Annotated in this window: 19 protein-coding genes, 2 tRNA genes and 3 rRNA genes; 16 read left to right on the top strand and 8 right to left on the bottom strand. The window is 61.8% G+C overall.

The window, feature by feature from the left end:
* Positions 1-3 precede the first annotated feature (3 nt).
* Together K2O51_RS03350 and K2O51_RS03345 are read left to right on the top strand one after the other, a co-directional pair.
* Positions 4-453 carry a PaaI family thioesterase gene (locus K2O51_RS03350; RefSeq protein WP_011299735.1) on the top strand — a complete coding sequence of 150 codons (450 nt, stop codon included), beginning with the start codon at positions 4-6 and terminating at the stop codon, positions 451-453.
* 115 nt (positions 454-568) lie between these two features.
* Entirely contained in the window at positions 569-1,747 is a 1,179-nt protein-coding gene (locus tag K2O51_RS03345; protein WP_011299736.1) for an acetyl-CoA C-acetyltransferase, read from the top strand.
* 309 nt (positions 1,748-2,056) lie between these two features.
* On the opposite strand, the gene K2O51_RS03340 is transcribed toward K2O51_RS03345, so the two are convergent.
* Both K2O51_RS03340 and K2O51_RS03335 read right to left on the bottom strand, forming a co-directional pair.
* Positions 2,057-2,731, bottom strand: a complete 675-nt coding sequence (locus K2O51_RS03340; protein ID WP_011299737.1) for a histidine phosphatase family protein — start codon at positions 2,729-2,731, stop codon at positions 2,057-2,059.
* A 198-nt stretch (positions 2,732-2,929) separates the two neighbouring features.
* Positions 2,930-3,607, bottom strand: coding sequence for a TetR/AcrR family transcriptional regulator (locus tag K2O51_RS03335; protein ID WP_140948768.1), 678 nt, complete (start codon positions 3,605-3,607; stop codon positions 2,930-2,932).
* 306 nt (positions 3,608-3,913) lie between these two features.
* Between K2O51_RS03335 and K2O51_RS03330 the strand changes: the two genes are divergently transcribed.
* Entirely contained in the window at positions 3,914-4,921 is a 1,008-nt protein-coding gene (locus tag K2O51_RS03330) for a Bug family tripartite tricarboxylate transporter substrate binding protein (protein WP_140948769.1), read from the top strand.
* A 36-nt stretch (positions 4,922-4,957) separates the two neighbouring features.
* Here K2O51_RS03330 and K2O51_RS03325 read toward each other — a convergent pair whose 3' ends face one another.
* Both K2O51_RS03325 and K2O51_RS03320 read right to left on the bottom strand, forming a co-directional pair.
* Positions 4,958-5,410 carry a hypothetical protein gene (locus K2O51_RS03325; RefSeq protein WP_140948770.1) on the bottom strand — a complete coding sequence of 151 codons (453 nt, stop codon included), beginning with the start codon at positions 5,408-5,410 and terminating at the stop codon, positions 4,958-4,960.
* A 121-nt stretch (positions 5,411-5,531) separates the two neighbouring features.
* The gene (locus K2O51_RS03320) at positions 5,532-7,124 is read right to left on the bottom strand and encodes a 3'-5' exonuclease family protein (RefSeq protein ID WP_220630481.1); all 1,593 of its coding nucleotides are present in this window, start codon (positions 7,122-7,124) and stop codon (positions 5,532-5,534) included.
* Between the two features lie 492 nt (positions 7,125-7,616).
* On the opposite strand from K2O51_RS03320, the gene K2O51_RS03315 reads away from it, so the two are divergent.
* From K2O51_RS03315 to rrf, 5 genes are all read left to right on the top strand, one after another.
* Positions 7,617-9,148, top strand: a 16S ribosomal RNA gene (locus K2O51_RS03315).
* A 64-nt stretch (positions 9,149-9,212) separates the two neighbouring features.
* Positions 9,213-9,289: transfer RNA gene (locus K2O51_RS03310), tRNA-Ile, on the top strand.
* A gap of 11 nt (positions 9,290-9,300) precedes the next feature.
* A tRNA-Ala gene (locus K2O51_RS03305) sits at positions 9,301-9,376 on the top strand.
* Positions 9,377-9,674: 298 nt separating this feature from the next.
* Positions 9,675-12,555, top strand: a 23S ribosomal RNA gene (locus K2O51_RS03300).
* 121 nt (positions 12,556-12,676) lie between these two features.
* Positions 12,677-12,789: ribosomal RNA gene (rrf, locus tag K2O51_RS03295) — 5S ribosomal RNA — on the top strand.
* Together the 16S, 23S and 5S rRNA genes with 2 tRNA genes alongside form the textbook arrangement of a ribosomal RNA operon.
* Before the next feature lie 133 nt (positions 12,790-12,922).
* Here rrf and K2O51_RS03290 read toward each other — a convergent pair.
* Positions 12,923-13,171: a DUF2188 domain-containing protein gene (locus tag K2O51_RS03290; RefSeq protein WP_140949649.1), complete on the bottom strand. Its 249-nt coding sequence runs from the start codon at positions 13,169-13,171 to the stop codon at positions 12,923-12,925.
* Positions 13,172-13,334: 163 nt separating this feature from the next.
* Here K2O51_RS03290 and K2O51_RS35065 point away from each other — a divergent pair, with 163 nt between their 5' ends.
* The 3 genes from K2O51_RS35065 (at position 13,335) to K2O51_RS03280 (ending at position 15,799) form a co-directional block, all read left to right on the top strand.
* Positions 13,335-13,571 (top strand): hypothetical protein, encoded by a 237-nt coding sequence (locus K2O51_RS35065; protein ID WP_049796535.1) that lies wholly within the window; start codon positions 13,335-13,337, stop codon positions 13,569-13,571.
* A gap of 112 nt (positions 13,572-13,683) precedes the next feature.
* On the top strand, positions 13,684-15,282 hold the full coding sequence (locus tag K2O51_RS03285) for an MFS transporter (RefSeq protein WP_140949648.1): 1,599 nt from the start codon (positions 13,684-13,686) through the stop codon (positions 15,280-15,282).
* A gap of 55 nt (positions 15,283-15,337) precedes the next feature.
* Positions 15,338-15,799, top strand: coding sequence for a MarR family winged helix-turn-helix transcriptional regulator (locus K2O51_RS03280; RefSeq protein ID WP_011299743.1), 462 nt, complete (start codon positions 15,338-15,340; stop codon positions 15,797-15,799).
* Between the two features lie 22 nt (positions 15,800-15,821).
* Here K2O51_RS03280 and K2O51_RS03275 read toward each other — a convergent pair whose 3' ends face one another.
* A complete protein-coding gene (locus K2O51_RS03275; protein WP_140949655.1) occupies positions 15,822-16,481 on the bottom strand; it encodes a response regulator in 660 nt (219 codons plus the stop codon).
* Between the two features lie 373 nt (positions 16,482-16,854).
* Positions 16,855-17,811 carry a LysR family transcriptional regulator gene (locus K2O51_RS03270; protein ID WP_011299745.1) on the bottom strand — a complete coding sequence of 319 codons (957 nt, stop codon included), beginning with the start codon at positions 17,809-17,811 and terminating at the stop codon, positions 16,855-16,857.
* A 910-nt stretch (positions 17,812-18,721) separates the two neighbouring features.
* Here K2O51_RS03270 and K2O51_RS03265 point away from each other — a divergent pair.
* From K2O51_RS03265 to K2O51_RS03250, 4 genes are all read left to right on the top strand, one after another.
* On the top strand, positions 18,722-19,009 hold the full coding sequence (locus tag K2O51_RS03265) for a transposase (protein ID WP_011299746.1): 288 nt from the start codon (positions 18,722-18,724) through the stop codon (positions 19,007-19,009).
* 118 nt (positions 19,010-19,127) lie between these two features.
* Positions 19,128-19,463, top strand: coding sequence for a hypothetical protein (locus tag K2O51_RS03260; protein WP_041680119.1), 336 nt, complete (start codon positions 19,128-19,130; stop codon positions 19,461-19,463).
* 107 nt (positions 19,464-19,570) lie between these two features.
* Positions 19,571-20,962 carry a DUF3300 domain-containing protein gene (locus K2O51_RS03255; RefSeq protein WP_140949646.1) on the top strand — a complete coding sequence of 464 codons (1,392 nt, stop codon included), beginning with the start codon at positions 19,571-19,573 and terminating at the stop codon, positions 20,960-20,962.
* Between the two features lie 2 nt (positions 20,963-20,964).
* Positions 20,965-21,807, top strand: coding sequence for a DUF2950 family protein (locus K2O51_RS03250; RefSeq protein ID WP_220630480.1), 843 nt, complete (start codon positions 20,965-20,967; stop codon positions 21,805-21,807).
* Positions 21,808-21,858: 51 nt separating this feature from the next.
* On the opposite strand, the gene K2O51_RS03245 is transcribed toward K2O51_RS03250, so the two are convergent.
* Complete coding sequence (locus K2O51_RS03245; RefSeq protein ID WP_011299750.1) at positions 21,859-22,635, bottom strand: Crp/Fnr family transcriptional regulator; 777 nt, start codon at positions 22,633-22,635, stop codon at positions 21,859-21,861.
* A 246-nt stretch (positions 22,636-22,881) separates the two neighbouring features.
* On the opposite strand from K2O51_RS03245, the gene K2O51_RS03240 reads away from it, so the two are divergent.
* Positions 22,882-23,970, top strand: a complete 1,089-nt coding sequence (locus tag K2O51_RS03240; RefSeq protein WP_220630479.1) for an extracellular catalytic domain type 1 short-chain-length polyhydroxyalkanoate depolymerase — start codon at positions 22,882-22,884, stop codon at positions 23,968-23,970.
* Positions 23,971-24,013 lie beyond the last annotated feature (43 nt).

Below are 24,013 nucleotides of genomic sequence, written 5' to 3'. Positions count from 1 at the left end.
GCCATGGCGGAAGCGGACATTGCTGCCATGTCGACCGGCGAGGATGTGGAAACCATGCCCGAAGGCTTCGTGGCCCTGCGCCAGCTGGACGGCTATATGGGCCACTTCGGCCAGCTGTATGCGAACGTGCCGAAGCGCATCCTGGCCGTACGTGTCGGCGAGCACCACCTGAACAACCTCGGCATTCCGCACGGCGGCATGCTCGCCACGCTGGCCGACACGGCGATCGGCATGATGATGCAGATCGAGACCGAACGGAAGAACAACGCCGTCACGGTCAACCTGAGCCTAGACTACCTCGATGCCGCACGCGTCGGCGACTGGCTCGAGGCGCGCGTGGAGTTCGACAAGCTCGGTTCGCGACTGCGCTACGGCACGTGCCGCGTGATGAGCGGGGAGCGCTGCCTGCTGCGCGCGACCGCGATTTTTGCGGTGCTCGGGCCGCGCACCTGAGCCGGGCGCGCGTTTCGTCGCTTTCGACGACGCGCGCGCCGTTCCGCCTCAGCAGAATACGTGCATCCACGCTTTATGGCTGGCCCCTTTCGCCGGCACCGTTCAAGGAGATCACATGGCAGAGGCATACATCGTTGGCGCGGTACGTACCGCAGGCGGACGCAAGGGCGGCAAGCTGGCCGGCTGGCATCCGGCTGATCTGGCGGCGGAGGTGCTGAACGCGCTGCTCGACCGCACCGGTGCCGATCCCGCGCTCATCGAAGACGTAATCATGGGTTGCGTGAGCCAGGTTGGCGAGCAGGCCGGCAACGTGGCCCGCAACGCCATTCTGGCGTCGCGGCTGCCCGAAAGCGTGCCGGGCACCTCGGTCGACCGCCAGTGCGGGTCGTCGCAGCAGGCGTTGCACTTTGCCGCGCAGGCCGTGATGTCGGGCGCGATGGACATCGTCATCGCGGCGGGCGTGGAAAGCATGACGCGCGTGCCGATGGGACTGTCGTCGCAACTGCCGGCCAAGAACGGCTTTGGCGTGCCGAAGAGCCCGAATGTCGAACAGCGCTACCCGGGCGTGCAGTTCAGCCAGTTCACGGGCGCCGAGATGATCGCGCGCAACTATGGCTTTTCGCGCGAGGATCTCGACCGCTATGCGCTGCAGAGCCACCAGCGCGCCGCCGCTGCGACGCGTGCGGGCCGGTTCAATGCCGAGATCGTGCCGGTGGAAGTTCGTCTGGCCGACGGCACTCGCAATGGCGAGATGCACACGGCGGATGAAGGTATTCGTGCGGACGCCACGCTGGAATCGATCGGCAGCGTCAAGCTGATCGCAGAGGGCGGCCGTGTGACCGCCGCTACGGCCAGCCAGATTTGCGATGGCGCGGCGGGCCTGATGGTCGTCAACGAAGCCGGCCTGAAGAAGCTGGGCGTCAAGCCGCTGGCGCGCGTGCACCACATGACCGTGATCGGCCACGATCCGGTGATCATGCTCGAAGCGCCACTGCCGGCCACGCAGCACGCGCTGAAGAAGGCAGGCATGAACATCAACGACATCGACCTGTTCGAAGTGAACGAGGCCTTCGCGCCGGTGCCGCTCGCCTGGCTGAAGGCCACCGGTGCCGATCCGGAACGCCTGAACATCCACGGCGGCGCGATCGCACTGGGCCACCCGCTGGGCGGCTCGGGCGCCAAGCTGATGACCACGCTGATCCACAGCCTGCATACGCACGGCAAGCGTTATGGCTTGCAGACCATGTGTGAAGGCGGTGGGCTGGCCAACGTCACCATTATCGAGCGCCTGTAAGCGCTGCGCCGGGCAACCGGCATCCGCCTCAATGGTGGAGAAAAAGGGGTAAAGGGAGCAGGACCGGCGGCGCAGGCATGTCAAAGTGCCTGCGCCAGTCGCCGGATCGGCGCTGAACACGGCAAGTGGCAACGCTACTGTTCCGGCTGGCGTTGCAAGAACGCCCGCCAGAGAGGGGTAAAGGGAGAAGGACCGGCGGCGCGGGCATGTCAAAGTGCCCGCGCCAGCAGCCGGCGACACGCTCCGATTCCAACCCGGATTCCCGGGATCGAATCCAAACATCAACTGGCGGCGCGTGGCCGTCGGCTTTCAGGCGAACGTTTGCGCGCTGCGGCGATCCGGCAGTTCCAGATGGGGCACGCTGTTGAAGCTCAGCAGGCGCCGCGTGCCGCGGCCGACGATGATTTCACAGAACCCGGTATTGCGGAACTGAAGGTTCAGTTCGATGGCCGTCTGCGCGGGAGCACCCAGCAAGTCCGCGGCAGCGCGGCCAATGGCGCCGCCCGAACTGACCACGAGGATGGCATCCTCACGCGCGGTGCCTTCGCATGCATGCGTCAACGCGCCATGAATGCGCGTGCCGAACTCCGTCCACGATTCCGGCATATCGGCCAGGCTGTCCTGGGTCCATGCGTGGTAGGCGGCGCGAAACGTGCGCCAGTAGTCGTTGTAGTCGCCGTTCTGGTGGGCGCGATGGTCGGCGCCGCCCGTGTAGGACCGGTAGAGCGCTTCGCCGTCGTATTCATTGAGACCGGGATGCGATTCAATGCTGGAGGCGGCGGCACCCATGGCGGAGAGAATCTCTGAAGCCGTGTCTCGCTGGCGCACCAGCGTGCCGGCGACGACGCGCTTCAGGCCAATGCCGCGATCGCGGAAATACTCGCCCAGCCAGCGCGCCTGCTGCCGGCCTGTCTCGGAGAGACAGTCATAGTTGGCCGCGCCAAACGAGGCCTGTCCGTGCCGGACAAGGAAAAGGGTTGCCATGGATGGTCTCGGTTCGGTTTGCCGCAAAACCGCGGATCCATTACTGGACGGGCGCGGCGCGCCCTGCGGCGCGGCAAGTGTGTCAGCGGATTCTAGAGGCCATGCACGCGCCGTCAAAGCAAGGCACGGGCAAATTCATAGCGGCTATCGCCGGCCTGCATTACCTGCGGCCGGCGGTATGTATCCGCATCCGGATCGTCAGGCCGGCGTGTCTTCCACGCCCAGGTAGCCCATGAGCATCCGGCTCATTTCGCCGGGGAGGCGCTCGTCTTCAAGATGAAACGGGCCGGTGTCGTTCAGCACTGCGTTGACGAGCATGCTGAACACTGCCTGCATGGCAAAGCGCACACGCTGTTCGGCTTCAGCCGCGGGCAAGGACAGGCGGGGCACGAGCAGCAGCACCATGCGTTCGACCACGGCATCGCCGTTCTGGCGGTGCGGCAGCCATTCTTCCGGCCGCGTCGAAGCGTGCCGGAGCGACGCGCGAATGACGCCGCGATTTCCAATGACCCCGAGCACCAGAAAGCGCATGGCTTTTTCCAGCACAATGCGCGTCGGTACGTCCTCCCAGCGCTGCTGCACCAGGTAGCGGTCGACCGAGTCGGCAGTTTCTTCGATCACCAGCGTGCGCAGCGCTTCGAAGTAGGCCATCTTGTCGCGGAAGCGCCCATAGAAGGCGCCGACGGACACCTGGCACGCCGCGGCGATCTGTGCCACGGATACCGCAGCAAAGTCACGCTGCGCGAGCAATTCGCGGCCAGCGCTGAGCAGTGCCTGTTCGGTTTCGCGTGCGCGGCGCTGGCGCGGCGGTTGCAGGATCGAGGGGGTCTCCACGCGGGGGAAGGAAGAAGAGGGAAATGCGTCTCCTGTTGTCATGTCTCGCATAGTTTGTACTTGAATAATTCGAATTATGATTCGGTTTTGAACCATACGGGCTCGGTGGGCGGGACGTCAAGCGTTCCTTGCATTTTGGCCGGCCGCGTCACTTGCCATGGCGGCGGCTATATCACCGACCCGGTGTGTGTTGATGGCGGGAGATTGACCTTTGCGGCAGTGCCGGCAAGGGGCAACACATACGGGAAGACACATAAATGTCATAAAAACGTCACAATGGGGATGGCTATGGTCGAATGCCTCCATGCTCAGGGGGGTCGGTCAGGCTCAGACAAGGAGAAACAAGACATGAAGACGTCGAAGAACGAGCCACAATTCCGTCCGAATCGTATCCGGCGCGCGCTGATCGCCTTGGCAGCGGCGCCGCTGGCCATTGCCGCCGGGACAGTGCACGCGGCGTGGCCTGAGAAGCCGATCCGGCTCGTCGTCGCCTTTCCTCCGGGCGGTCCGGTCGATACGCATGCGCGCCTGCTTGCAGAAAAGCTGCAGCCGCTTCTGGGGCAGACGATCGTGCTCGACTACAAGGCCGGCGCTGCAGGCAATATCGGGTCGGACAACGTCGCCAAGTCGGCCCCGGACGGCTACACCCTGTTGCTGGCCAACACCGGGCAAATGGCGATCAATAATTCGCTGTATCCGCGGCTTCAATACAGCATGCCGAAGGATTTCACCCCCGTGGCGCGCACCGCACTGATCCCACTGGTAATGGTGGTGAATAACAATGTGCCGGCGCGCAGCCTCAAGGAATTCATTTCCTTTGCTAAGGCCAATCCGGGCAAGCTGAACTTTGCCTCGGGCGGCAACGGCGGCATTTCTCACCTGATGCCGGAAATGTTCAAGCAGGCTTCCGGCACGTTCATCGTACATATCCCGTACAAGGGCAGTGCACCGGCACTGACCGACGTGATGGGTGGGCAGGCGCAGATGATGGCCGATTCGATCCCGCTGTTCACGCAGTACATCAAGGCCGGCAAGGTACGGGCCCTGGCCGTGACTTCGAAGCAGCGTTCCCCTGCGCTGCCTGACGTACCGACCATGGAGGAAGGCGGCCTGAAGGGGTTCGAGGTGGTGGGCTTCTACGGCATGCTGGCGCCCGCAGGCACACCCAAGGAAATCGTGACACGCCTGTCGGACGCTTTGCACAAGGTGTTGTCCGATCCGGATACCAAGGCAAAGCTGGAGCAGCAGGGTGCCGAGCCTGCCTGGCAATCGCCCGAGGCCTTCACGGCAACGATCGTTGCGGAGCAGAAGCGCTGGGGACAGGCTGTGAAGGTGTCGGGCGCCAAGATCGATTGAGCCAGGTTGCGCCCGGGTTTGCGCGAGTGAGCCCTGTCACTGGCGGGTGCGGTGCTTGAGCCCGGCGCAATAGCCGACGAGCGTGGTGACGCAGCAAGCGTCGCCGCGCCATTCTCCCCACATGACAGCGTCGTCGGGCCCTGCCACCAGACGGCGTTCGCAGCGGCCCGGCGGCCGCGGGGCTTCCACGCCTGCATCGTGCGCTTCCGTGGTCGGCGGCTTGGCAGGCTGCGGCACAATGTCTTGCCAGACGTACGCCGTTCCGCCCGGGACCGCCTGGACAGCCTGCGGCGGTCCCCACTGAGCTTTGGCATCGTCGATCGGTATGCCTTTCCATGAGTCGAGCAGATCCCGCATCGTGCTGCTTTCAATGCTTGCGCATGCACCTGTCAATGCCATGGCAAACGCCGCCGCCGCTGCGGGTGCTTTGCGAACGATCGCAGCCCGGCGGGCGCGCCGGACAAGAGGAACGAAACATGAGGCCGGCATGGGCGACTCCGCAGCTGCACATCAGGGCGCCAGGCCCCTCAGTGAAGGCTAGCGGAGCCGCTTCGGCCGGTGCAAGCCAGCTATGCGTGGTGGCGCACTCAAGTCCGGGAACTTAGACCCATCAGTCATCAAACAAGCCAGGCGACGGCTGGCGCCGCACCGGCGCCTTGCTTCGTCCGGGCCCCTGTGGCAGGTTCGGCGGGCTTCGGTCATCAGGCGCAGGCGCTTCGCACAAGGCAAGCTCGAAGCTGCGTGTGGATGTCAGCGGCACCGCATTGGGCATCCACTGCTGCAGCCGCGAAGCAAGGATCTGGTAAGTATCCAGATCGAAGCGTGCCGGCGCGGCAAGCAGGGTGGTGACGTCTTCAAGTGTTTGCACCGACCCCAGATAGCACCAGTCCTCTGCAACGTGCCACCAGGTTTGCGTGCCCGAGACTTCCGGCCAGGCGGCCGGACCGTCAAATGGCCAGCGTTTGAGCCGCGCCTCAGCCATGGCTGTCGCGATTCTCGCCCGGTGGCTTGGCGACGCCTCTTCGCCCACACAGGCGCCCTCGCAGCGGTGGAGCTGCCGCGCGAAGCAGGGATTGCCCGCGCGCGCGGTCTTCTCCAGGGTTAGGGTCGCCTGGCAAAGCCGATGCTCATCGGCCAGCCGGCGCAGCCAGGCTTGCGCTGCGCCACGGCTCGCGAACGCGCCATACAGATTGCCCCGTCGGCTGAAATCGGTATCGGCGTCCGAGCGCAGGCGCGGCACAGGCAATTCGGGCGGCAGTTCCCAGGTGTACAGCCGAGCGCTTCCGCGCAGCATCTGGTTGTGGAGCGGCTGCATGTTTTTTACCAGACTTGCCTCGAGCAACAGGGCACCGATTTCTCCTCCGGTCTCACGCCATTCCACGCGTCGCACCAGGCGGGCGAGGCGCATGTCCTTGCCTAGCCGGTAGTCGCCCGAGAAATGTGCGCCGATCCGTTGCCGCAGATGCACGCTCTTACCTATATAGAGCGGGGCGTCGTTATCGCCGTAGAACAGATAGACACCGGCGGTATCGGGCACATCGTCGAGCGCGGTTTCTTCGAGGCCTGCAGGCAGGCTGGCACGCTTGACCAGGGCTCCCGTTGCCGCATCGATCAGTTCCACGGAATAGAGCGCATGGATCTTCTGCCAGAACTGCCACAGCAACTCGGCATCGGCCAGTGCCCGATGGCGCGCCCGGGGTTGCAAGTCGAACCGCGCGATGATCGCATCAAGGCCATGCCGTGCCGCTGAAGGGAACAGCGAGCGTGACAGCCTGACCGTGCACAGTACGTCGGCGCGGAAAGTCAATCCGGCGCGGCGGAACTCGTTCTTCAGGAATCCATAGTCAAAGCGCGCGTTGTGGGCGACGAAAAGGCGTCCCTGCAGGCGCTCGGCAAGGGCTTCAGCGATCGAGGCAAAGGTGGGCTGGCCTTGTACGGTCTCGTCGGTGATGCCCGTCAGCCGCTGGATGAATGGTGGGATGCTTACGCCGGGATCAAGCAACGTATCCCATTCCTGGATGCCTTCGGGGCCGACTTCGACAACGCCGATCTCGGTGATCCGGTCGTGCTGGGCATCGGCGCCGGTGGTTTCCAGATCCACGAACACTATGGGGCGCGACAGCGCAGCCGCCAGTGCATGGGCGTCGGCGAAGCGGGCCTTTCCTGAGTGGCGATCAGAGGGGGGAGGGAAAATGTCCTGCATGGGCAGATTCTAAGTGGGCTGGCAGGGTGATGTGAGACAGTTCTCAAAAAGCGCTTGCCAAGCCTGACTTGCTGCCGTAATATTCGCCCCCTCGCAACACAACGCGGCGCTGCAAGGCAGGGCTGACAAGGGTTGCGGGGCGACTGGGTGGTTCGGAGCGAGGGGTTAGCGCGACGAACCGAAGCAAAAAAAGTGCTGACCCGGTTGACGAAACGAAGAAAGCTCTGCATAATCTCGTTTCTCTGCTGCTGACGCAGCGACGCAAACGGCAAAGCCGGTGCGGGCCCGAAAGGGCGGGTTCTTTAACAACCAAACAACCGATAAGTGTGGGCGCTGGGTAGCGGACGCACGAGGTCTTCGGACTTCGGAGCTTCAAAAGTTATCAGTGCTCGCACAGCAAAACGTGACTGGGTCTACGGATCTGGTCAGTCAGTTTTCTGAGAGTGAGCGACCGCTCGAAAGAGCGAGGTGCTTCGGCACCACACAGAGATTGAACTGAAGAGTTTGATCCTGGCTCAGATTGAACGCTGGCGGCATGCCTTACACATGCAAGTCGAACGGCAGCACGGGCTTCGGCCTGGTGGCGAGTGGCGAACGGGTGAGTAATACATCGGAACGTGCCCTGTCGTGGGGGATAACTAGTCGAAAGATTAGCTAATACCGCATACGACCTGAGGGTGAAAGCGGGGGACCGAAAGGCCTCGCGCGATAGGAGCGGCCGATGTCTGATTAGCTAGTTGGTGGGGTAAGAGCCCACCAAGGCGACGATCAGTAGCTGGTCTGAGAGGACGATCAGCCACACTGGGACTGAGACACGGCCCAGACTCCTACGGGAGGCAGCAGTGGGGAATTTTGGACAATGGGGGCAACCCTGATCCAGCAATGCCGCGTGTGTGAAGAAGGCCTTCGGGTTGTAAAGCACTTTTGTCCGGAAAGAAAACCCTTGCCCTAATACGGTGGGGGGATGACGGTACCGGAAGAATAAGCACCGGCTAACTACGTGCCAGCAGCCGCGGTAATACGTAGGGTGCGAGCGTTAATCGGAATTACTGGGCGTAAAGCGTGCGCAGGCGGTTTTGTAAGACAGGCGTGAAATCCCCGGGCTTAACCTGGGAATGGCGCTTGTGACTGCAAGGCTAGAGTGTGTCAGAGGGGGGTAGAATTCCACGTGTAGCAGTGAAATGCGTAGAGATGTGGAGGAATACCGATGGCGAAGGCAGCCCCCTGGGACATGACTGACGCTCATGCACGAAAGCGTGGGGAGCAAACAGGATTAGATACCCTGGTAGTCCACGCCCTAAACGATGTCAACTAGTTGTTGGGGATTCATTTCTTCAGTAACGTAGCTAACGCGTGAAGTTGACCGCCTGGGGAGTACGGTCGCAAGATTAAAACTCAAAGGAATTGACGGGGACCCGCACAAGCGGTGGATGATGTGGATTAATTCGATGCAACGCGAAAAACCTTACCTACCCTTGACATGCCACTAACGAAGCAGAGATGCATTAGGTGCCCGAAAGGGAAAGTGGACACAGGTGCTGCATGGCTGTCGTCAGCTCGTGTCGTGAGATGTTGGGTTAAGTCCCGCAACGAGCGCAACCCTTGTCTCTAGTTGCTACGAAAGGGCACTCTAGAGAGACTGCCGGTGACAAACCGGAGGAAGGTGGGGATGACGTCAAGTCCTCATGGCCCTTATGGGTAGGGCTTCACACGTCATACAATGGTGCGTACAGAGGGTTGCCAACCCGCGAGGGGGAGCCAATCCCAGAAAACGCATCGTAGTCCGGATCGTAGTCTGCAACTCGACTACGTGAAGCTGGAATCGCTAGTAATCGCGGATCAGCATGCCGCGGTGAATACGTTCCCGGGTCTTGTACACACCGCCCGTCACACCATGGGAGTGGGTTTTGCCAGAAGTAGTTAGCCTAACCGCAAGGAGGGCGATTACCACGGCAGGGTTCATGACTGGGGTGAAGTCGTAACAAGGTAGCCGTATCGGAAGGTGCGGCTGGATCACCTCCTTTCCAGAGGCGCGCGTTCTGCGTGCTCAGTGTCCACACTTATCGGTTTGTTTGCTGTTACAGCCAAGGGTCTGTAGCTCAGGTGGTTAGAGCACCGTCTTGATAAGGCGGGGGTCGTAGGTTCAAGTCCTACCAGACCCACCAAGTTATCCGAGGGGGGATTAGCTCAGCTGGGAGAGCACCTGCTTTGCAAGCAGGGGGTCGTCGGTTCGATCCCGTCATCCTCCACCACCGCTTACGAGCGGGACGGAAGTACCTTGGTTTGGTTGGCCAAATGCAAGCGCTCTGCAGAAGAGTGTTTGCATTTGGCATTGCCAAGCGATCGCAAGATCGGCTGTTCTTTAACAATATGGGATGTAGTAAAGGTGTCGCGCGAGCGTTGATGAGACGCTCAGTTGTATAACGCGATACCGGGTTGTGATTGTATCAACCAAAGTATTTAAGTGATCGAAAGATGACTTGGAATACGGCACAAATGCGAGAACTCAACCTGTAGCGAGACGGTGTCCTTGAGACACACTTGTTATAGGGTCAAGCGAACAAGTGCATGTGGTGGATGCCTTGGCGATCACAGGCGATGAAGGACGCGGTAGCCTGCGAAAAGCTTCGGGGAGCTGGCAAACGAGCTTTGATCCGGAGATGTCCGAATGGGGAAACCCGGCCCGAATGGGTCATCCCACACTGAATTCATAGGTGTGGGAAGCGAACGCGGCGAACTGAAACATCTAAGTAGCTGCAGGAACAGAAATCAACCGAGATTCCCAAAGTAGTGGCGAACGAAATGGGAAGAGCCTTGTACTCTTTAGCAGTGTTGTTAGCAGAACGGGATGGAAAGCCCGGCCGTAGCAGGTGATAGCCCTGTATGCGAAAACAGCGTTGTGGAACTAGGTGTACGACAAGTAGGGCGGGACACGTGAAATCCTGTCTGAAGATGGGGGGACCATCCTCCAAGGCTAAATACTCGTGATCGACCGATAGTGAACCAGTACCGTGAGGGAAAGGCGAAAAGAACCCCGGGAGGGGAGTGAAATAGATCCTGAAACCGCATGCATACAAACAGTCGGAGCCTCGTAAGGGGTGACGGCGTACCTTTTGTATAATGGGTCAGCGACTTACATTCAGTGGCGAGCTTAACCGATTAGGGCAGGCGTAGCGAAAGCGAGTCCGAACAGGGCGATTAGTCGCTGGGTGTAGACCCGAAACCAGATGATCTATCCATGGCCAGGTTGAAGGTGCGGTAACACGTACTGGAGGACCGAACCCACTAACGTTGAAAAGTTAGGGGATGAGCTGTGGATAGGGGTGAAAGGCTAAACAAATCTGGAAATAGCTGGTTCTCTCCGAAAACTATTTAGGTAGTGCCTCGTGTGTCACCTTCGGGGGTAGAGCACTGTCATGGTTGGGGGGTCTATTGCTGATTACCCCGCCATAGCAAACTCCGAATACCGAAGAGTGCAATCACGGGAGACAGACATCGGGTGCTAACGTCCGGTGTCAAGAGGGAAACAACCCAGACCGCCAGCTAAGGTCCCCAAATATGGCTAAGTGGGAAACGAAGTGGGAAGGCTAAAACAGTCAGGAGGTTGGCTTAGAAGCAGCCACCCTTTAAAGAAAGCGTAATAGCTCACTGATCGAGTCGTCCTGCGCGGAAGATGTAACGGGGCTAAGCCATATACCGAAGCTGCGGACGCACAGCAATGTGCGTGGTAGGAGAGCGTTCCGTAAGCCTGTGAAGGTGTCTTGTAAAGGATGCTGGAGGTATCGGAAGTGCGAATGCTGACATGAGTAGCGATAAAGGGGGTGAAAGGCCCCCTCGCCGTAAGCCCAAGGTTTCCTACGCAACGTTCATCGGCGTAGGGTGAGTCGGCCCCTAAGGCGAGGCAGAGATGCGTAGCTGATGGGAAGCAGGTTAATATTCCTGCACCGTCGTATGATGCGATGGGGGGACGGATCGCGGAAGGTTGTCCGGGTGTTGGAAGTCCCGGTCCCTGCAGTGGAGAAGGCGCTTAGGCAAATCCGGGCGCGTAATTCAAGGCTGTGGGGCGAGCGAGCTAGGCTCGCGAAGCAATTGGAAGTGGTTCCAAGAAAAGCCTCTAAGCTTCAGTCATACGAGACCGTACCGCAAACCGACACAGGTGGGCGAGATGAGTATTCTAAGGCGCTTGAGAGAACTCGGGAGAAGGAACTCGGCAAATTGGTACCGTAACTTCGGGATAAGGTACGCCCTGGTAGCTTGACTGGCCTGCGCCAGAAGGGTGAAGGGGTTGCAATAAAATGGTGGCTGCGACTGTTTAATAAAAACACAGCACTCTGCAAACACGAAAGTGGACGTATAGGGTGTGACGCCTGCCCGGTGCCGGAAGATTAAATGATGGGGTGCAAGCTCTTGATTGAAGTCCCGGTAAACGGCGGCCGTAACTATAACGGTCCTAAGGTAGCGAAATTCCTTGTCGGGTAAGTTCCGACCTGCACGAATGGCGTAACGATGGCCACACTGTCTCCTCCCGAGACTCAGCGAAGTTGAAGTGTTTGTGATGATGCAATCTCCCCGCGGCTAGACGGAAAGACCCCATGAACCTTTACTGTAGCTTTGCATTGGACTTTGAACCGATCTGTGTAGGATAGGTGGGAGGCTTTGAAGCGTGGACGCTAGTTCACGTGGAGCCGTCCTTGAAATACCACCCTGGTTTGTTTGAGGTTCTAACCTTGGCCCGTGAATCCGGGTCGGGGACAGTGCATGGTAGGCAGTTTGACTGGGGCGGTCTCCTCCCAAAGTGTAACGGAGGAGTTCGAAGGTACGCTTGGTACGGTCGGACATCGTACCTAAAGTGCAATGGCAAAAGCGTGCTTAACTGCGAGACCGACAAGTCGAGCAGGTGCGAAAGCAGGACATAGTGATCCGGTGGTTCTGAATGGAAGGGCCATCGCTCAACGGATAAAAGGTACTCTGGGGATAACAGGCTGATACCGCCCAAGAGTTCATATCGACGGCGGTGTTTGGCACCTCGATGTCGGCTCATCTCATCCTGGGGCTGTAGCCGGTCCCAAGGGTATGGCTGTTCGCCATTTAAAGAGGTACGTGAGCTGGGTTTAAAACGTCGTGAGACAGTTTGGTCCCTATCTGCCGTGGGCGTTGGAATCTTGACGGGGGCTGCTCCTAGTACGAGAGGACCGGAGTGGACGTACCGCTGGTGTACCTGTTGTCTCGCCAGAGGCATCGCAGGGTAGCTATGTACGGAAGAGATAACCGCTGAAAGCATCTAAGCGGGAAACTCGCCTGAAGATGAGGATTCCCTGGAGGCTTGACCTCCTTGAAGGGTCGTTCGAGACCAGGACGTTGATAGGCTGGGTGTGGAAGCGCAGTAATGCGTTAAGCTAACCAGTACTAATTGCCCGTAAGGCTTGATCCTATAACCAGTGTGTTTTAGCCTGGTGAGTCAATCGCCTTGTGCCGATACAGCACAACCCAACGCTACAAAACTACATCCCGAATTGGTGAGGTTGACCGCGTCAGCCTCACAACCCCTCATGCCTGGTGACCATAGCGAGCTGGAACCACCCCTTCCCATCCCGAACAGGTCCGTGAAACAGCTCCGCGCCGATGATAGTGCGGATACCCGTGTGAAAGTAGGTCATCGCCAGGCTCTTATAATGCAGAACCCCTCAGCTCATTCGAGCTGAGGGGTTTTTGCTTTTTGGAACACGTGTTTGCGTGTCGCGATGCCTTCAAGTCGCGGTTGCGTGCACCCATCTGGACTCCGCGGGACGGGGATCAGTTCATACCGCCTCTGCGACGCGGGCAGTCACTGTGCGTTCGACGTGGTCCTCTGCAGGAACGGCACTCCGCAACCGAATCAGACCGTCTTGCTGCCGGATCTCCAACTCTCCGTTCTCCCGGCGCGCGTATTGCCACCCGGCGGCAATTGCAGCCTCCAGCGTGGCGAAATGCAAAGGCTCTCGAAGGCCCTCCTTTTGCAGTGACCATCCCACCGCGGCCGGACGGACACAAATTCTTCCCACAGGCATTTCTGTCTCCTCGCACGAATGGCGATATGTCCCGAAGGAAGATGCTTGCACGCTTGCCACCTTCCATGTATGTCGGAAAAAGATGCATTCTGGCAACATGGCTTCGTGTGGGAACGGAGGTTGCTCCCACCATCAGGGGTGTGGCGCAATCAAAGGGATGCTTATGTACATGGTCTACTGGTCCGAAGCCCATGACACCGGACTCACCCCACATGCCCAGTCGTTTCCTAGCGATGCGATGCGTGACGCGCTCCGGCTAACCGAAACGCTACGCCAGCGCCAGCTTGCGGGGGAGCCCGTGAGTTTTGTCACGCTTTGCTCGGAAAACCCCAACTCAGTGGGACGTGCGGGGGCGGCAGATCCACCGCCAGACTATGAGTGGAGAAAGCGGCGACCCTGAGAAGGTTCTGGCGGTGTACGGCCCTTCGTAATCCTGCTCGTTTTTATCGTCAGAATATTCCGCCAACCCGACCTATAATGATTGACATTACAACGATTGATCGGGCAATAAAATGACGTCGACGGCACAATCCGGGCATGGCAGCGGACAGGTTCTCCCATTCCGCGAATCGCTGCTTGCCATGTTGGGGGTGGCCTTTGTGTCGATGCTGGTGGCCCTTGACCAGACCGTGGTCGGTACGGCACTGCCAACGGTTGTCGCCGAGCTCCAGGGCTTCGAGTACTACGCGTGGGTAGCGACGTCTTACCTGCTGCTGTCGGTGATTACCGTGCCGATCTTCGGGCGCCTCGGCGATTACTATGGCCGCAAGCCTTTCGTGCTGGCTTCCATCGTCGTGTTCTCGGTGGCGTCCGCGCTGTGCGGCATGGCGACGAGCATGCCCTTCCTCGTGGCTGCGCGCGGACTGCAAGGAATCGGGGGCGGCATGCTGGTCGGCACGGCGTTCGCGTGCATCCCAGATCTGTTTCCGGATTCGCACGTGAGGCTGCGCTGGCAGGTTCTGATGAGTGCGGCGTTTGGCGTGGCGAATGCAATCGGGCCGTCGCTGGGCGGCATACTCACGGAGTGGTACGGCTGGCGCGCCGTGTTCTATGTCAACCTGCCGGTGGGGGTGCTGAGCCTGTGGTTCGTGTGGCGCTACCTGCCGCACCTGCGCCAGCAATCGCATTCCGGCCCGATCCGGGTCGACTGGCTGGGTGCCTTGCTGATCGGCGTGGGGCTCGGCTGCATGCAGATGAGTGTCGAGCTGCTACCGCAGCGTGGCGTCGATTGGCTGACCGCAGGGCTGCTTGCCGTCGCTGTCGCGGCGCTGGTCGGGTTGTGGCAATGGGAACGCCGCTGTGCCAATCCGATCCTACCGCTGGACATGTTCCGCAACCCCGGCGTGGCGCCGCTGCTCCAGCTCGCCGTGCTGGTCGGGTTCACGATGTTTGCGGTGCTGATCTATGCACCGCTGCTGCTGCAGGGGGGCTTTGGCTATTCGCCGCGCGATGCTGGGCTGTTGGTAACGCCGCTGGTGGTGTGCATCACGGTCGGCAGTATCGTGAACGGTCGCATCATCACGCGCATCCGCCATCCTAACGCGATGTTGTTCGCCGGCTTTGGCATGCTGGCCGCCGGATGCCTGGCCCTGTCTCAGGCCACGCGCGGCATGCCCCATTCGCTGCTGCTCGCGATCATGTTGGTTGCCGGTTTCGGGCTTGGCTTCATCATGCCAAACCTCACGGTGTTTGCGCAGCAGACAGTGGGCCGGGAACATCTTGGTATCGCTACCGCGATGCTGCAGTCGCTACGGATGGTAGGGGGCATGATCGGTACGGCGATGGTCGGCACGATGGTATCGCGCTCCTATACCGCAGGTGTGGAGCAGTCGCTTGCGGCCGTCAATGCGCAGGGCTGGCTCACGCGCATGGCCGATCCGCAGGTGCTGATCGATAAGGCCGCGCAGGCAGGATTGCTGACCGAACTGCAGCAGGCAGGGCACAATGGCGCCTTGCTGCTGGAGCAGGCGCGTGTGTCCCTGGTGACTGCAATTCATTTCGGGCTGGCAATTGCCGCAGCGGCAGCGTTGATAGGCCTGTGGCGCGCGCGGCGCGTGCCGCCGGTCAGGCTCGTGCGAGCCGGCCAGCAGCCGGCCATGGCGGCTGACTAGAGCACTGGCTGCACGGCGTGCTTGGCATGCCGTGTCATTGGATACGGGAGATTGGATGGAACTGGAGCGACAAAGCCTTGCGGTACTGCAGCAGTTCGGGCGGACTTACCGCGCCTATGCAGCGGCTTTCGAGCAGCGTATCGGGCTTCCGTTGCCGCGATGGCGCATCCTGTTTGCGCTGCACCTCCAGGAAGATGCTATCGCCCAGAAAGCCCTGGCTGAGCGCGTGGGCATGGATCCCGGTGCACTGACCAGGCAGCTCAAGGCCTTGGAGGAGCTTGGCTGGGTCCTGCGCAATACCTCGGAGCGCGACAACCGTGTGACCCACGTGACGCTGTCCGCAACTGGCCGGGACGTGGTCGAAGGCAAGATGCCGCTGCGCTCGGCCTTTCTACAGGATGTGCTGGAAAACGTTCCCGAGTCGACCATGGGCGAACTCTCGAGAGGCCTTGCCCAATTGGAGGCCGGCATTGCCGATGCCGTGGCGCGTGCCGCGGAGATGGCGGACGCGGACTAAGCGTCCGGCACGATCATTTGCGCTAGCTGGGCAGAAGGATGCCCTGGCGCGCAGCGCATTCGAACAGATCGCGGTCATTGTTGGCCCCGAGCTTCTGCATGGCGCAATTTTTCTGGCGGCTGATCGTCTTGACGCTGCGGCACATGATGCCGGCAATCTCGCTGACCGAGCGCCCGCTCAGGTAGAGGCGGATGACTTCCGTTTCACGGACCGACATGCGTTGGGGAACGGGCTGGCCGGGTTCTATCAGGCTATCCGGGTCCGATCGCGTCAGGATTTCCAGTGCTGATTTGCCAACGTAGTCGAAGCCCCGTTGTATGCGGACGACCGCGGTGACCAGCTCGCTCGGAGGCGCATCTTTGAGCAGCAGCCCGTGCACGCGCGACTTGAGGATCGAGCGCAGGATCATGGGATTGGTGATCATCGTCAGCACAATGACTGCCATTGCCGGATAGTGCCGCCGCAGCGTGGAAATCAACCGTATGCCATCGGAATCTCCCGGTCCCGGCATGTGGTAGTCGGTGATTACCACATCGGGCCGCAGTGCCTGGGCGCAGCACAGCAAATCTGTCGCGCTGGTGGCCATGCCGCACACCTCCCATCCCGCCTGCGTCTGCAATTGGTCCCGGGCCGCGGTGGAGACAAGGGGGTGGTCGTCGGCCAGCAGGATTCTCAAGGTCATGGCGCGGTTCCTTCTCGTGGGGGAATAGACGTCGTGATTGCGTCCCAAAAAATCGCCGCACGCGTGTATAGCGTGCGGCGCGAAAGACGCATCAACATCGGCGCACATGCCGGATCTCGAGCCAAACGGGAGGCGGCCGCGACACGACAGTGCGCACCCAGAATACTGATGTCGCGGTCCCGGCGGACTAGGAAACTTCGCAAATACGTGCAGCTAAATGTAACGGCGCCGATGGCGCGATTTTTCCGAAATGGCCGAAGGGGCGGGCCAGAGCGGAAACGGCATCGTCCCCCACGGAATATGCGTGACTAACGCTTGCGCTACCGCAATCGATCGAAGTGGCTAAGAGGGCGAACTGCCCGCTTGCCGCGGCTCAGGCCGCTGCAGCGTGCCGAGGCGGTTCCTGCCGGACCTTGCGGCGGTTGTCGATCGCCTTGAGGGGGTCGCGTAGGACAGCACTGCCTACGTCCATGATGTCGCGCAGCGCGCCCTTGTCGCGTGCCCGCTCGGGCGCCCAGAAATGCAGGGCGGCCCATTCCGGGAAGCTGCTCGGGGGCGCGAGCAGGCGCGTCTTGCGATCGCGCGTGACCAGGGGCACGTTGAAATCGAGCACAGGGCAGATGCCACCGGCCGAATGCAGCAGCGTGATTTGTGTGTGCCACGATGGCACCACGGTCTCGCGGTGTCCCGGGGTGCTCGCCTGCCGCGCAAGGAAGCTGCGCAGCGGACTACCGGCTTCGCAGTCTTCCTGCAGCAGGATCCAGTCGCTTTCCGTATCGTCGGCGCTGCCGGCGCGCATTGCGCTGACGAGCCGGCGCGGCGTTGCGAGGATGTTGTGCGGCAATACTTTCGCCGGGTTGTGGCCGCCATCCACCACGAAAGCGCAGTCCAGTTCGCCACTGTCCAGGCTTTCGGCCAGCGTGGCATCGGCAATGACGGGCCGCGTCACGAAGCTGTCATGCGGGAATCGCTCGCACAGTGTGGTCAGGATTTCAGTGATTACCGGGTCGCCAATGGACGAGGAAAACCCGATCGACAGGCGTCGGCCCTGATGGCTCTTCTCCGTGACCAGGTCATTGGGGCGCACAAGCTGGTTCCATTTCGCCAGGATCTGCCGGGCGGTTTGCTCCAGACGCAGCGCGTGCGGCGTCGGCTCCAGCGTGCCGTTGCGCTTGACGAAGAGCGGATCGCCCGTGATTTCGCGCAGCCGCGCCAGGCTGTAGGCGACCGTCGGGACACGCCCTTGCGTGCAGGCCGCTACCGCGCTGAGGTCGCGGTACTCCATGACTAAGACGAAAACATGCAACAACTTCGTGCTGACATGACGCATTCTGACTTCTCCCGATCCATGGACTTCTGTTTTTGTTTTTTCTTGTGTTCAATTGCCCGGCAATGCGACGGCGATATGCAGCCCGAGGGCGAGCGCCGCGCGCCGCGAACCTCAGCAATCGGGTTCGCGGGTAGAGAAAGAAATTACCGTGGCAGTGGGAACGGGAACCGGCAAGCGATGTTGGCGGCGGATCTGGCTGCTAAGAAGCATGGCACAACTCCTAAATGTCCGACTCGCGTCGACAAATGGCGCAGTGACTCATCAATCCTTCAGGCCCGTGCTTGCCGGCAGTTCTTTGTGTGTCACCGATGTGTCCGTACCGGTGAAGAACTGGCGGGCCGCCCGTCTGTACGGGCTCCGTGGAGCGCCGTTTGCGGGCGTACGAAATTTAGTTGATGCCGAGGAATCTTAATACAACATCCAGAAAGTTCCTAGGAAGTAACTGCATTGGGGTATGCCGTGCGGCGACTGTCAAGATTGATTGTCCAGACATCGGAACATGGTCAAAAGCCGCCGGAAACGTGCTGAAAGCCTCTACAGGACACAAGGAAGGTTGTGCGCTTCGCAGCAAAGGCGGCGGACGAAATGGCTGTTGTCGATGTCGTGCGAAATGGGAAAAGCGCGCCGTCGCGCCTTGCAGTGAAATTGGATTCCAATTTGGAAAAACCAGGATGGTGGCTGACACACGCATACCCCGCCACGACATTGTTATGGCTGCGAGGGCGCGTGGTGGCTTGATGCTGGCGCTATGTCCATCTGACAGCCGCTTGCTGTCAGGGTCGCACAATTTGCTTAACTCGCGCAGCAAAGACGTTGAATTGCCTTTTGGCGCGGCGGTGGGCTAACGTACGGGCAGGGTCGGGCACGCTTACCGGCGCGCATGGGGATGGTTGCGTAGCGGAGAAAATCGGTGAACAGACGGTATTCGGAAGAGCAGATCCGCACCTATCTGGCCGAGGCCGCCAGCGGCGTGCCGGTGCGCGAGTTGTGCGCGCGGTACGGCTTCAGCGACGCGTCTTTCTATGGCTGGCGCGCGCGCTATGGTCAGCCCGGGCAGGGCGATGCGCGCGACGGGCGCAAGCTTCGTGAGTTGCAGGAGGAGAACGCCAGGCTCAAGAGCATGCTGGCCGATGCACTGCTTAAACTCGAATTGCTGCGCAACCGTACCGGCCGCAATGGCAGCGGGAAAGACCGCTGACCTTCATTTACTAATTCCGGACCCATGCGGTCCAGCAGGCGTCCCGGGCTGCGCACGTGCGAACCGGGCGCAGTCCCGGAGTGTTAGCTTGAGTATTGTGATTTGTCGCAAGGTTTGCATGTTGGCGGGTACAGGGTTGCTGGCCGCCCAGGTCTGGGCTGCGGCGGACGTGGCGCGACCGGCGCCGATGGTCGCGCCACCGCCGCCGCGCATGCTCGACAGTGCCACTTCAACGGTCGAATCGCCAGACGGCACCTTGTCGGTACCGCAGCGCCAGCGCTGCCAGTCTCTGCTCGACCAGATCAACGCGCTGCCCGTCGGTGAGCAGTGGTCGACGGGCAAGCCGTCGGTGACCACGGCCGACGGCCGCACGTATCCGACGCTGGAGCGGCAAGCGGATCGCAAGCGCCTTGAGGAGGCGTATCGCCAGGAATGCACGCAACAGAGCCGGTAGCGGCGGCGCGCCCTGCGCCCGCCCACGCAACTGGCGGACTTGCCAAACCGCTGTCGCGGTCATGGCTGGACGCGATGTGTCCGACTGCATTCCTGTGGAGAGCGAACATGCACCGCTTCCGTCATATTTTTGCCTGGTGTCTGGGGTTGATGCTGCTGGCGCCGTTTGGCGGGCCGATGGCGCAGGCTCCGCTCAGCCACGCGCAACTCGACCAGCTCACCGCGCCGGTCGCGCTCTATCCCGATGCGTTGCTGTCGCAGGTGTTGATGGCTGCGACCTACCCGGCCGACGTTGCGTCTGCCGCGCAATGGTCGAAGGCCAATGCGAGCCTGTCCGGCGATGCAGCCACCAAGGCAGTCAGCAACCAGCCGTGGGACCCGAGTGTGCAATCGCTCGTGGCATTCCCGTCGGTGATGGACATGATGGGGCGCGAGCCCCAATGGGTGCAGTCCCTCGGTGATGCCTTCCTTGCGCAACCCAATGATGTCATGGACTCGGTGCAGCGCTTGCGACGGCAGGCTCAGCAGGCCGGATCTCTCAAGACCACGGAGCAGCAGAGAGTGGTCACGCAGACCACCGGCGCGACCACCGTGGTGCAGATCGAACCGGTCAATCCTCAGGTGGTCTACGTGCCTGCGTACAACCCCACGGTTGTTTATGGCGCGTGGCCGTATCCGGCATATCCGCCGGCCTACTATCCACCGCCGCCGGGATCGGTGTTCGCAACGTCGCTGGTGGCAGGCATTGGCTTTGGCCTTGGTGTGGCGGCAGTCAATTCGCTGTGGGGCGGTTTCAACTGGGGATCGCACGACGTCAACATCAACGTGAACCGCTACAACAACATCAACGTGAACAACCGTCTCGACGTGAACCGGTCCAACGTCAACTGGCAGCACAATCCCGCCAATCGCGGCAACGTGCCCTACAACAACGCAAACGTGCGCAACCGGTTCGACCAGCAACGGCAGGCCGGTATCGCCAACCGTCCGCAAGTCGGTCAGTTCGGTACGCCGCGCCCTGGCGCGGGCGGTGGTGGTGTGCAGCGCCCGGGTGCTGGCGGACAGGCGGATGCACGCGAACAGGCACGCGAGCGTGCCGCCCAATCGTTCCAGAGCCGCACCGGGCAATCGATGCCGGGACACGGCGGCGGTGGCGTCGCGGACCGCGGCCGCCAGGGCGCCGAAAACAGGCCCGGCGCGAACGGTGGCGGCGTGCAGAACCCGCGCCCGGCCGGTGCCGATCGGCAGCGTGCCGACCAGGCCCAGGCGCGCGACCGCGCGCGCAATGCCAACCGCAACAGCGCGCTGCGCGATGCCGGCAATGGCGACCGCGTTCGGCAGCAGTCGCAACGCGTCGCGGCACAGCCGGCACGTGGCACTCCGCAACGCCAGGGCTTTGGTGGCGAGGGCGGTGGCTTTCATGGTGGCGGAGGACGGCAGGGCGGGGGCGTCCACGGCGGCGGTGGTGGAGGCGGACATCTCGGACATGGCCGGAGGTAATCATGATGCGTAAAACCATGTCAGCGATGCGCGCGCTGGTGGCCGTCGTTGCGTTGTCGGCGGGGGCACCGGTGCTGGCGCAGCAGATGTATGCAACGCCCGATGCCGCAGCGGAAGCGCTCGGCGACGCCATCTCGCGCAGCGACGACGATGCGCTAAGGCACGTACTTGGCAACGACTTTCACAAGCTGCTGCCGCCGAGCGGCGTGGACAGCGATGACGTCTACGAATTCCTGGCTGCCTGGGCCCGGCATCACGCGATCCAGCCTGATGGCGAGCGCCGTGCGCTGCTGACCGTTGGTGAAAGTGGCTGGACGTTTCCCGCGCCGCTGGTCGAACAGAAGAACGGCTGGCACTTCGATCTGCAGGCCGGAGAACGTGAAGTCCTGCGTCGGCGCCTGGGGCGCAATGAGCTGGTGGCCATGGAGACGCTGCTGCAACTCGCCGATGCGCAGGAGCGCTACGCGCAACAGGTGGGGGGCGGGCGCTACGCGACCCAACTCGTGAGCAGCCCCGGCAAGACAAATGGTCTGTATTGGCCGTCGACAAGCCAGGAGAATGCCAGCCCGCTTGGGCCGGACGCGCTTGCAATGGTGCCGGAGACGCCTGTCGATTCCGCGTTTTACGGCTACCACTACCGGGCGATCGCGCCACCCAAGGGCAGCAATGCCAAATACGCCTTCGTGGCCTGGCCCGCGCAGTATGGCCAGAGTGGCATCCACACGTTTCTGCTCGGCAGCGATAAGACGTTCTACGAGCGTGACCTGGGCGCCGGGACAGCAACGCGTGCCAAGACCATCCGGAGCTTCTCCCCGGACGGGTGGCAGCGTGTGTCGCATCGCTGAACGGTAGAACTCAACGCTAGACGGCAGGCCGGCCGCCCTCTGGGATGTCGGCTAGAACGGGCGGGGCTCGTTGCCAGTCCCGGCCAGCGAGCCGATTGTGGCCGGCCCCGGTCGCGGCATCGGGTCCAGATCCGCATAGACGGCAGCCAGGCCGTCGCGGTCGATCAGCCGCAGGCGACGCTGACGCACCGAGATCAGACCCACCGAGGCGAAACGCGACAGCAGGCGCGATACCGTTTCCAGCGTCAGGCCGAGCAGGCTGGCGATATCGGTCCGCGACATGGCCAGCGTGAGCGCGCTATCGGCGCCGCCGCGGCGCCGGTGTTCGGCGTCCAGATCCAGCAGCAGCATTGCGAGCCGCTGCGCGGCTTTCATCGAGCCCACTGCGACGAGCAGAATGCGTTCGCGCTCCGCCTGGTGGCGCATCACTGCCTGCACCGAATCGCGGAATCCCGCATTGGCCATGTGCGCGCGCAGCGCTTCGACCGGCACCACGCAACACTCAGTGTCCTGCAAGGCGAGGGCGCTCACGCTGTGCGCCGGCGCCTCATTTGGTTCGAGCCCGAGGACGTCTCCGGACAGCGAAAAGCCCGTCACCTGCCGCCAGCCCAGTGGCGATTCATAGACCTGCTTGGCGCTGCCTTGCCGAAGCGGAAACACCGCTGTCACGGGCCGGCCCTGGCGAAAAATAGCATCCCCTGCCGGCACGATCAGGTGCGCCGGTTGCAGCGGTTTCTCGGCGTCGGGCCGCGTGCCGGCCGCCGGGGCATGACGGCAGACGTGGCGGAACAGGCACAAGGAGCAAGAGGGCGAGGCGGGATCCGACATGGAGAAGTGGGAGCGCCTAGGGGCGATAGCCTAGTATAAATGCGCAACAACGGTAGCTATCTCTCCGTGATCTGTATTCTTTTGTTGGACTAATTGAATGTTTTCGACTCTGTCCGGCTGATCGGCAGATCTGAGGCGATGCGAAAAAGCCACGCTGCGGGGCAAGCCTGCAGTGGCTTGTGATATGCTGCATTGCAACAACATGAAGCACCCGGGGAGACACGTCTCAGATGACCAGGAGTTCTCATGGCCAAGAGCCTCGCCACGGACTGGCAGGCGCAATTCCGGCGAATGAGCCGGGCGCAGGCCCAGACCGAAGCACAAGTGAAATCGTGGCTGGAACGCATTGAATCGTTGAGCCCGCTGGCGCCACGGCGCCGGATCCGGACACCGCATGGTGTCCCGCTTTCTCCGCGGTACCCTGTGCCGCAATTGCCGGGCAGCTGGGAATCGCACCGGCTGCGCCTGGCGCCGCAGCCCGGCGAACTGGTGCCGCAGCTTTCCTATCACCTTTACGTACCGGCCAGCGCCAAACACCGCTTTCGCGGCCCATTGCCCGTGGTGGTGATGCTGCATGGCTGCCGCCAGACTCCCGACGACCTCGCCGCGGGCACACGCATGAATGCGCTGGCCGAGCGAGAGGGATTTATCGTGGCCTATCCGCAGCAGCCGCTGCGGCGCCAACTCCAGCGCTGCTGGCAGTGGTTCGACCTTGCCGCCGGTGAAGGCGGCCGTGAAGCACAGGCGGTTGCCGCGCTGATCGATGCGCTGGCACGGCGCCACGACGTGCGTGAGGACCAGGTCTACCTTGCTGGGATGTCAGCTGGCGCTGCCATGGCCGCCGTGGTTGCGCTGCGCTATCCGGAGCGCGTGGCGGCAGTCGGCCTGCACTCCGGGGTGGTGGTGGGAGCGGCCGATAATCCGGGGGCGGGCCTCCGGGCGATGCTCCATGGGTCGGAGGCCGATCCGGCGTGGCTGGTCGACGCGGTTGGCGCCACGCCCGGCGGTCCCGAACTGCCGGCAATCGTCGTGCACGGGCTTGACGACGACGCGGTGCATCCGGTCAACGGGCGCCTGCTGGCACGGCAGTTCCTGGCCTACAACCGCCTGGAAGACCGGCTGCGCGGTATCGAAGAGGCCGACATCGAGTTGCCGGCCGGCCACTTTCACGAGGCGCGCTTCGGGCGCTGGAGCCGCGACCTTGTCACACTCGTCGAAGTCGAAGGGCTGGGACACGCGTGGAGCGGAGGGGATGGCGACTACAGCTATCACAGCGCCACCGGTCCCGATGCCAGCGCGATGATGTGGGAATTCTTTCGCGAACACAGCCGGTAGCCGGCGACCATGAAAAAGGAGGGCAGGCAGCCCTCCTTGATGT

This window comes from Cupriavidus pinatubonensis (assembly GCF_019602855.1).
Classification (GTDB): Bacteria; Pseudomonadota; Gammaproteobacteria; order Burkholderiales; family Burkholderiaceae; genus Cupriavidus; species Cupriavidus pinatubonensis.
Note: the sequence above shows the minus strand (reverse complement) of the source record. Positions and strands in the feature narration are given on the sequence as shown.